The sequence below is a fragment of the Kitasatospora sp. NPDC088346 genome, assembly GCF_044740765.1.
Taxonomy (GTDB): Bacteria; Actinomycetota; Actinomycetes; order Streptomycetales; family Streptomycetaceae; genus Kitasatospora.
On sequence record NZ_JBIURH010000170.1, the window covers coordinates 1 to 1,718 of the forward strand.

At 71.5% G+C, this 1,718-nt stretch carries 1 protein-coding gene; it reads right to left on the minus strand.

Annotated elements, in window-relative coordinates:
* Nucleotides 1-64 precede the first annotated feature (64 nt).
* Complete coding sequence (locus ACIOFR_RS42205) at nucleotides 65-1,645, minus strand: IS1182 family transposase (protein ID WP_401006144.1); 1,581 nt, start codon at nucleotides 1,643-1,645, stop codon at nucleotides 65-67.
* Nucleotides 1,646-1,718 lie beyond the last annotated feature (73 nt).

Here is a 1,718-nt window from a genome sequence, read left to right on the forward strand (position 1 = left end):
CTAGAAGGCTCGTGAAGATCTTGCTGAGGGGCTGTCTGGCTGCGGGCCGGGCGGCCCCTTCTGGTTATGCGCTGGCGGGGGTGAGGTGCCAGGTGCTGCTGGTGCGGGTGAGTCCGAGGTTGATCAGGCGGCGGAGGTTGAGGGCGGCGGCTCGGGTGTGGAGCCAGGCGTTGTTTTTGATGGTGCCGCGGTAGCGGAGTCTGCGGTTGCCTCGGTGGACGATCCAGGCGACGGCGCGTTCGACGAGAGGTCGCCAACGGCGGTAAGCGGCTTGCCAGTCGGGGTCGTTGGCGGCCTGGTGGCGGGCGGCGGCGAGCAGGTCGTGGTGCGGGCGGATGGTCAGGATGCGGCCCGCCTTGGCCTTGGTGCAGCGCTCGCGCAGGGGGCAGCCGGTGCACAGGCTCGTGAAGGCGGCTTTGCGCTGGTGGTGCTGCCCGCTGGGGTCCGAGAGGGCAACGGTGTGTCCGGCCGGGCAGGTCACGGTGGCCGCGGTCGTGTCGATGGCGAAGTCGTCCAGGGTGAAGCCGCCCGGGACGGCGGGCCGTAGCGGGGCGGGTTTGAGGAACAGCCGGTGACCTGCCTCTTCGAGGGTCTGGCGGGCGTCGCCGGTGGAGTAGGCGGTGTCGCCGAAGGCGTCCACCGGCGTCTCCTCGTCGGCGAGCAGGTCGACGCCGACGGCGGCCTCGTGGTGTTCGGCTCCGGCGCCGGGCAGCAGGGCGACGGCGGTGTATAACCCGGTCTCGGGCTCGACGGCGAGGTGGGCCTTGAAGCCGTCCTGCTGGTGGGAGCGGGTCTTGTGCACGTGCCGGGCTTCGGGGTCGACGGTGGAGACCATCCGGTCGTGGGCGGTGCCCTGGGTGATGCGCCAGCGTCCGTCGCGGCCGTCGGAGCCGTCGGCTGGCTCGACATCCTGTCCGGCGACCAGGGCCAGGATGCCGACCGCGTTCGCGGCCTTCTCGCCGAGTTGCTGCTCGGGCAGGTGGCCCAGCAGCCGCACCGCGTCACCGACCAGGGCATCCACGAGGTCGGCTCGGGCCTGCTGGTCGTTCCAGGCGATGCGGGGCTTGCACGGGTCGGTGTAGTCGTGGGCGGTGCACTGCGCGGCGGCCACCCCGGTGGCCCCGGGGACCTCGCGGATCACCGCCCGCACGGCGGCGATGATCTGGGTGACGGTGTCCTGGGTGGCGACCGCGTCGTCCAGCACTGTGGAATCCAGCGCCCGGCGGTGCTTTCCCTTGAGCACGCCGGTCGCCTGCACAACCTCCCGTACGGCCTCGAAGACGCGGTGAGGCCGGGCGGAGCGGGCCAGCCGGCGGCGGAAGTAGGCCAGCAGCGACGGGTCGAACGCGGTGTCGTTCAGACCCAGCCCGCAGGCGGCCTTCCACCGCAGGTCGCACCGCAGTTCCTGGACGGTCTCGAAGTCCGACAGGCCGTGCAGGGCCTGCAGCGTGATCGCGGCGGCCAGGATCTGCGGCGGCATGCTCGGGCGCCCGTTCGCCGAGGGGTACATGTCCTCGAACATCCGAACCGGGAACAGCTCGCCACGGTGCTCGGCCAGGAACGCGAACACGCTGCCTGCCGGGATCAACTCCCGGCACGTCGCCCAGACATCGGGCCCGACCGTCTCCCCGGCCCATTCCCCCATTGCCACAAGAAGCAGTCTGGCCCCGCCGCTCACGCGGCGGGGCCAGAACCCAAGATCTTCACGAGCCTTCTAG

What these genes read in the sequence shown, in the direction of transcription:
- ACIOFR_RS42205 (WP_401006144.1), bottom strand. Translation starts at nt 1,645, where the DNA reads ATGGGGGAATGGGCCGGGGAGACGGTCGGGCCCGATGTCTGGGCGACG.